Annotated in this window: 4 protein-coding genes; 2 read left to right on the top strand and 2 right to left on the bottom strand. The window is 33.1% G+C overall.

The window, feature by feature from the left end; genetic code table 11:
- Positions 1-508 precede the first annotated feature (508 nt).
- Together ACJMLH_RS06760 and ACJMLH_RS06755 are read right to left on the bottom strand one after the other, a co-directional pair.
- Complete coding sequence (locus ACJMLH_RS06760; RefSeq protein ID WP_405276026.1) at positions 509-1,549, bottom strand: aldo/keto reductase; 1,041 nt, start codon at positions 1,547-1,549, stop codon at positions 509-511.
- A 176-nt stretch (positions 1,550-1,725) separates the two neighbouring features.
- Positions 1,726-3,180: a sodium-dependent transporter gene (locus ACJMLH_RS06755; protein WP_405276024.1), complete on the bottom strand. Its 1,455-nt coding sequence runs from the start codon at positions 3,178-3,180 to the stop codon at positions 1,726-1,728.
- A 398-nt stretch (positions 3,181-3,578) separates the two neighbouring features.
- On the opposite strand from ACJMLH_RS06755, the gene ACJMLH_RS06750 reads away from it, so the two are divergent.
- Complete coding sequence (locus tag ACJMLH_RS06750) at positions 3,579-5,156, top strand: C69 family dipeptidase (protein ID WP_405276022.1); 1,578 nt, start codon at positions 3,579-3,581, stop codon at positions 5,154-5,156.
- A 412-nt stretch (positions 5,157-5,568) separates the two neighbouring features.
- On the top strand, positions 5,569-8,331 hold the full coding sequence (locus ACJMLH_RS06745) for an Ig-like domain repeat protein (RefSeq protein ID WP_405276020.1): 2,763 nt from the start codon (positions 5,569-5,571) through the stop codon (positions 8,329-8,331).
- Positions 8,332-8,374: the final 43 nt, after the last annotated feature.

Below are 8,374 nucleotides of genomic sequence, written 5' to 3'. Positions count from 1 at the left end.
CTTCTGAATATCAATGAACCAAAAATTGCGAAAATTATTAAGACTACTAAAAATATTACTCCTTTCTGTAAATCTCCTGCGTAAATTTGACCTAAACCTGGGATAAAAAAGGACAATATTGCAGCAAGTATTCCGTTTGCCATACTTTTCACCTCCATTTAACCATTTAGTATTATTTTTAATTAAACCAAGTATTAAATGTTTTCTTAATTTTAGATAGTGATATCCGTTTTTAGATATGTTAATTGATTTTTTTTTGAAAAATTGGAGTAGCTGTTTTGTTTAAATCATTGAAAAATATTCAAAAAATATTGTGGGGGGTAATACTGACAACAAAAATTAAAAAGTTTATATACTGCTGATTTAACATATATTATGGACTAAATGGCAGCAAAAATCTATTTTTAACATTAACATTAGGATTTTCACTAATAGTTTTTCAACTTAATTTTTCCTAATCAAACAGCATTTCGCTGAATTATACATTATTTTCTAAAAATATATGAGTTTAAATGTTGTCTTTTGTATATTTCTGCCATACTTTATCATTATATCCTGCTGAAACCTTATTGTCTGCCATTACACCAACTAAATCATGTGCTATGTAAGGTTCTTCAAGATATTCCATTTCATTAGGGGATAATTTTAAATCGACTGCATTAACTGCACCCTCCACATGATGCATTTTGGTTGCACCGACAATTGGTGAAGTTACTTTTTCTAAAAGCCAGGCAAGTGAAACTTCAGTCATTGAAACACCATATTTTTCTGATATTTCATTGACTCTTTTAATTATTTCCAAATCTTGTGTTTCGGTGTTCTGGTATTTTAATTTGGCATAGAAATCTTCTTTTAATCTTTTGGAATCCTCGCCAGGCAATCTTGAAATCCTTCCAGATGCAAGTGCGCTATATGGTGTTAATGCAATATTGTCAGTTTTGCATAATGGAACCATTTCACGTTCCTCTTCACGGAAAATTAAATTGTAATGTCCCTGAATGGATACAAATTTACTGAAATCATTTATTTCAGCTAACGCATTTGCTTTTGCAAGCTGCCAGGCGAAACAGTTGGAAATACCTATGTATCTAACTTTCCCCTCTTCAATAACTTCATTTAAACCTTCTAAAATGTCATATAATGGAGTATTGTAATCCCACATGTGATAGATGTATAGGTCGATATAATCCATTTGAAGATTGTCTAGGCTTTTGTTGACAAGATCGTGGATATGCTTTTGGCCTGAAACATTATTTTTGATGTCTTCTTCTGTTCTAGGCAGGAATTTGGTTGCAATTACAATTTCTTCACGGTCAGCATACTCGTTAATTGCTTTTCCAAGGTATTGTTCAGAAGTACCGTTTTGATAACCAATTGCAGTATCAAAAAATGTTATTCCATTGTCCAGTCCATTTTTAATTACTTCGATTGATTCTTTTTCGGGCAGTGTCCAGGTATGCATTCCTGTTGTCGGATCACCAAAACCCATACAACCCATACACACCCGACTAACATTAAGGTTTGAATTTCCAAGTTTGATGTATTTCATGATTATTATTTTTTACATCACAATTTAAAAACTTGCTTGTTTCATGAATTTTTTCATTTTATATTTATTTTTCCTGATAAAAAGTTAATACGGTATAAATCGAACCGGATATCGCCAAGGCATAGGTTATTATCTTCATGATTTTCCGGCACGCCTTATGGTAGTTCAAGGCCAAATCATGATTTTTTAGGATTTAATTTTGTAAATATTACAGAAAGTCCAACAACAATTATTGTGATAATTGCATACACTATTATTTCAAGTGAGTGTTTATCATTAAACAGACCCACAAGTCCAAATATCCAAACGCCAATTAAAAGAATAGGTAATAAATATTTCAGTGTGAAAATCCATGTTTTTCCAACTTTAAAAGTAGAAAATTCATTCAGCACTGGAATAACTTTTTCAACTCCATAAAACCATCCGAAGATTAGGGCTTGGGCTCCAATCAAAATCAAAATTCCAAAATTATTTACAAATTCATCAACGATTTTCACTGAATAACTACTGATTCCTGTTGAAAAAATGATTGTGCCTACACATGCAATAATTGTAAGAATTGTAACTCCTTTTTTCCTGCTCCATTCAAATTTGTCGCACAAGGATGAAAGCAAAGGTTCAAAGAGTGCAAATGAAGAAGTAATGCCTGCAAACAATATTGATATGAACAATAATGGAGCAATAACATGTCCCATTATTCCCATTGAATTGAATATCTGTGGGAATACAATAAATATTAATCCGGTACCCTCACTGATTAATTCATTCATTGGTATCGAAGAGGTTAAAGACATATATCCAAGTATTGAAAATACTCCAAAAGCTATGAAAATCTCATATATTGAGTTTGTAATAACAACAATCAGCACTTCATCTACCAATTTTGTATTTTTAGGCAGATAACTTGCATATGTATATACCATTGCCTGACCAATGCTTAAAGAAAATATAATCTGCCCAAAAGCCGCAAGCCAAACATTTATATTTAAAAGCGCAGACCAATTAGGAGTAAGCAATGTACTTATTCCGATATGGAATCCAGGTAATGTAAATGCATAAATAAAAATAAAAACCATGATGATGAATAATAATGGAATTAAAACATTGGATAATCTACCAATTCCTTTATCCACATCTTTAACGGATACTACCCAAAAGATTGCCCATAATATTAGTGTACAAATCATGGTTGGCAGTATTATTGTTGTGGCGGATGCCAAATTGGAACTTCCGCCGACCTGATTTGTAAAAAATGATGTAGGGTCATTTCCCCAACCGAAATTAAAACTATTTAACAGATATACAAGGTCCCAGCCTAAAATAATCATATAATAAATTACAACTATAAACACCAATAAAACTAGCATCCAAGCTATAATTTCGAATTCGGGACGGATACTGCGCATTAAAGTAGAAAAACTTTTCTTAAAACTAAATCCCAACCCATATTCTAAAATTAAAAAAGGAATTCCCATAATTAAAATTGCAATTATGTAAGGTATGAAAAACGATCCTCCGCCGTTGGAGTATAGCACGTAACTAAATCGCCAAATATTTCCTATTCCTAGAGTTAGGCCTATCATGGCCATTAAAAATGTAAATACTGAATTCCATTGACCTCTTTCGTTCATTTTTTCCTCTTTGTTCAAAATCTGTTTGGGGGTTTTTGTTTTTTTTATAAAATATATAATTAAACATTTAGTGATGAGATTATTTATAATTATTTATCTTTAGTTTTGATTAAAATAATATGTAAAATTCACTAATTCAATCAGTTTTACTGGTTTAACACTGTTTTTCGGATATTTATGACTAATCACATATTCTTCAAAAGTTTTATAAAGCAATTGAAATAAAACCGTATAATTGATAACTAAAATAATATTGAATTTTTTATCTAGTTTAAAAATAAATATTCCGTGAAATGTTGTTAATTCGCAATATCTCTAAACAATATTTATTTCCTAGATTGTTTGCGAGGAGGTTTTCTGATTGGAGTTAAAAAATTCATCAAAAAAAAGGATTCATTTTGGTTTTTTGTCTGCTGCTGATATGTAGTATGCAGGCCAGTGCGGCATGTACTGCAGTATATGTTGGTTTAGAGGTCAGTGCTGACGGTTCGCTAATTTTTGCACGATCAAATGATGTGCAGGAAGTTTTTGGGAATCATATTACAGTGAATCCTAGGGTGGAAAATGAATCTGGCCGGGTTATGCCTGTAAGTAAAGACGGAAATGTAACAACAGAGATTCCTGAAACCACTTATAAATACACTGCGACACCATTTATGAATAGTACAATGGAATACTGCGGATTTGGTTCTGATGCAACTGCATGCACTAATGAATACGGTGTGGCCATGTCCATGTCTGTTACAGCATTTCCAAACGAGGTCGCATTGAAAGCAGATCCATTAATAGAAGATGGACTCACTGAATTCACTACTGTGGACCTTGTGGTTTGTCAGAGTAAAACAGCTAGAGAGGGTGTAGAGGTTCTTTGCGGACTCATTGATGAGTATGGTAGCAGCGAGTCCAATATTGCAATTATTGCTGATCAGAACGAAGCATGGTATGTTGAGATGTATGGCGGACATCAGTATGCTGCAGTGAAATTGCCTGCCGACAAAGTATCTGTCTTTGGTAATGAGTTTAATTTAGAGTACTTATCCGACTATGAAGATAATATTACATCTAAAGACTTAATTAGTCTTGCAGAGGAAAAAGGTTTTGCGATGCGCGGCAAAAATGGTGAGATTAATTTGTATGAAACATATTCCGGAAAGCAGATTACTTCAGATTACTCTCATGTGAGGACTTGGGCAGGGCACCACATTTTAGCGCCTTCAAAATTCGGTTCATACTATAATCATAACGCATTGTATCCGCTCTGTTTTGAACCTGATAAAAATGTTTCACTTGAAAATGTCAGTCAAATTATGCGTAATAGATATGAAGGAACAAAATATTCTCCTGATGATACTGGTAGGATTGATATGAGGGTGATCGGAACTGATACAGCGATAAGCGCCCATATAATACAGGTTTATCCAGATCTTCCAGCAGAAATGTCATGTATCAGTTGGGTTAGTTGCGGTCCGCAGGTTTATGGTGTGTTTGTACCGGTATCCAATGATTGTATAAATGTCAGTGATGCTTATGGAGCTAATCAGCCTGCAAATGAGAGTGGGGTATTTGATACAGATAACTATCCGTATTATACCTTTAAAGATCTTTGTACTCGATGTGTGGGACCAGAAAATCATAAAATTTATGGTGATGCAGTGCAGGGCTACTGGCATGAAGCTGAAAACAATATGTTTGCCGGAATGAGTAAAGTAATTACACAGGCATCAAAAATCAAGGATAATAATACTAGAGCAAATTATATCACTTCTTATTGTAATGATATGCAGATTCAGGCATTCAAAGACGGAAAACAAATACTCAACAATGTGGTTTGGGAACAAAGCAAGAACAGTAATACTTTTAAAATACAGCGCAATCCTGAAACCCATCAAATGACCGGTGAAAAGGTAGTTATCCGGCCAATGGAATTGAAACTTAATGCATCAGCATATGCATATGTTCCTGCGGCACCTAATTAGGCTATGGATTTCAGATTAATGCATGTTATTGTCAATATTGCCTTAAATGATGCAAATAATCATTAACAGTAGAGAATAATAAATAAATCAATACTCACAAGGAATCTAATTTCCTTCTTTTTTTCTTTTTTTATCGAATAATAGTTTAAAATGAGTTAATGTTTCTTTTATGTCAAATTTAGGTCATAAAATCAATCTAAAAAAGTAGCTATGGGGTATTAACCATAAATCAATATTTTTTATATCATTTGAACAAATATATAAATAATTTATATTACTATATTATTGGAGGAATTTTATTAAATCAAAAATAATTATTGTCACATTAATTCTGGCTTTTTTAATCAGTTTATCTTGTGTAAGTGCAGTCTCCGACAATCAAACAGATTTTGAGGCACAGGCATGTGACGCCATGGAAGAAACTTTAACAGATGAAGGTGCAGATATGGGTAATTTCACGGATTTAAATGTGTTAATTTCTCAGTCTGAAAGTGTATTAGTACTTAATAAAGATTATAAATTTAATTCATCGACTGATAAGGATTTTGATGGATTTTATATTTCTAAAGATAATTATGTTGTTGATGGTCAAGGCCATACCGTAGACGGTTCGGCTCAAGTGAGGATTTTTGTTTTTACAGGTTCTAACGTTACCCTTAAAAATATCAATATTATAAATGCAAAGGGAACCAACGGTCCTGCAGCTTCTTTTACCTCTTTAAAAATAGTTGATAATTGTAGTTTTATCAATAATAGTGCTTCCGGCTCAGGTGGTGCAATTTATATTGATAATTCAGTTTCTAATTGTGAAATCAACTCCATATTCATAAATAATAGTGCAAAAAATGGTGGTGCAATATACTTTAATGGTGAAACCGCAGGCACCACAATAAATGGACACTATGAAGGTAATGTAGCTGAAAGGGCTGCCGGAGCAATCTATCTTAAAGGAAAAGCTTCAAACAACATATTTGACTCTGAATTTTACAATAATCATGCGAAAGCCGCAAGTGGCGGAGCAATGTTTTTCTATAAAATGGCTGAAAACAATCAGTTTGAAAGTATTTTCAGATACAATAGAGGTGCTTATGGTGCGGGAATCTTTTTTTACAACAAAGCAAACAACAATAGATTCAACAGCGATTTCAGATTCAATGTAGCAGACTCCTGCGGTGGAGCAATGTTTTTCTACAATACATCAAATAACAATAACTTCACAGGTTATTTCATAAACAACTCCGCTTTGGGAAAAATTGATGATGAAAATGGAAACGGAGGTGCAATAACATTTAAGAACACTTCCTGCAACAGCGTATTCACATGTGATTTTGTAAACAATACTGCCGCTCTATATGGTGGAGGTGTAAATTACAGGCAAACTCCATACAATATAACATTTAACAGCAATTTCATTAACAATGAAGCTAAATATGGTGGTGGAGTCAATTTCTTTGAAACTTTTGAAAATGTAGTCTTCAATAGCGAATTCGATAGCAATTCTGCCGAGTATGGTGGTGCTATAGCAATTGATTATGGTGTCATTGAAAATGCTTCATTTAAAAATAATCATGCAGAATCCGGAGGAGCAATTTATTTTGCTGATAGCGGATCAGTCATTAACTCTAATTTTAACAACAATTCAGCAGATGACTCTGATGATAGTTGTGGAGGAGCAATTTATTTTGAAGGTAATGGAACAGTAATAGGCTCTGAGTTTGTAAACAATGCTGCCGGTTATTATGGTGGTGCAGTTTACATTTGGGGAGATGGTACAATTAAAGATTCTCTCTTCAGCAGCAATGAAGCCCAAAATGGAGGCTCATTATATGTTCACGGCGTTTTTGAAGTAGACAACTGTAATTTCACAAATAACAGTGGAAGAACTGGTGGGGCAATCGAATTTTGGAAAAGCGGAATCGTTGAGGATTCCAACTTCAACAATAATGTAGCAAGATTCAGTGGAGGAGCAATCTACTCCAATGATAATCTAAAAATAAGCGATTGTAATTTCACAGGTAATTCTGCAAATGAGAATTCAGGTGGAGCAGTCTACATTTTTGGTTTTGGTGAATTTAATAAGAGTAACTTCATTGAAAACTTTGTTTCAGGTTATGGAGGAGCAATCTATTTTAATAAGAACGGAACAATCAATCAATCTGCTTTCGCAAACAATAATGCCAAATATGGTGGTGCAATTTTCAATGATGGTAATCTTACAATCAGCAATTCCGAATTTGCAGATAATGTTGCAACCAGTAGAGGAAATCATGTATTTTTAAAAGAAAATGCAGCAATCACATTAATTAATGTTTATCCAGGGGATTTGGGACTATTAAGAAGTCTCAATGTTTCCAACATTACTTATGGGGAAATTTTAAAGATTTCTTCAAATGTTTTTGATGAAAATAATATGCCGTTAAATAATGGAACAGTTTCTGTTATCATCAACAACAAAACATATTCTGCTGAGGTATCTAACGGAACTGCTACTGTAGAAATTTCAGATTTGAATGCTGGAAACTACAGTGTTGATGTGAAATATCTGGGAAACAAACGTGTTGCAATTTCATCAGTCTCATTCAGTGTGTTTAAACAAAATGCAACAATCTCTGCTAAAAATAAGGCATACATTATTAACTATGGTGAAAAATACAGTATAATCCTTAAAGATGTAAACGGAAATGTTATTGCAGGTAAAAAGGTTTCATTCAAATTAAATGGCAAAAACATCGGTTCAATCACCACCAATGCCAATGGTGTTGCAAAAATTAGCCTGACTGCAAAAGTCCTGAAGACAGCAAAATCAGGCAAGAAAAATCTTGTCATTAAATTTGCCGATTCAAATTACAATGCCGTATCAAAAACCGTAAAGATAACAATAAATAAGGAAAAGACAAAGATTCTTGCTAAAAACAAAAGTTTCAAAAAGTCTGCAAAAGTTAAGAAATATACAATAACTCTGAAAAACAGCAAAGGAAAGGCGATTAAGAAAGTTAGTGTCAATTTAAAGGTTAAAGGCAAAACTTACAATGCAAAGACCAACAGCAAGGGTAAAGCAACTTTCAACCTTAAAAAGTTAACCAAAAATGGCAAATTCACAGCAGTAATCAAATTCAAAGGAAACACACTTTACAAGTCCACCACTAAAAAAGTTAAAATCACTGTGAAAAAATAGAGTTTCACTTCTATTTTTTCTATTTCTTTTTTTTTAATTTCAG

Origin of the sequence: Methanobrevibacter sp., assembly GCF_045116495.1 — an archaeon.
Classification (GTDB): domain Archaea; phylum Methanobacteriota; class Methanobacteria; order Methanobacteriales; family Methanobacteriaceae; genus Methanocatella.
The sequence above is the reverse complement of the archived record's forward strand: the minus strand, read 5'-3'. Positions and strand labels throughout refer to the sequence as shown.

What these genes read in the sequence shown, in the direction of transcription:
- ACJMLH_RS06760 (WP_405276026.1), bottom strand. Translation starts at nt 1,549, where the DNA reads ATGAAATACATCAAACTTGGAAATTCAAACCTTAATGTTAGTCGGGTG.
- ACJMLH_RS06755 (WP_405276024.1), bottom strand. Translation starts at nt 3,180, where the DNA reads ATGAACGAAAGAGGTCAATGGAATTCAGTATTTACATTTTTAATGGCC.
- ACJMLH_RS06745 (WP_405276020.1), top strand. Translation starts at nt 5,569, where the DNA reads ATGGAAGAAACTTTAACAGATGAAGGTGCAGATATGGGTAATTTCACG.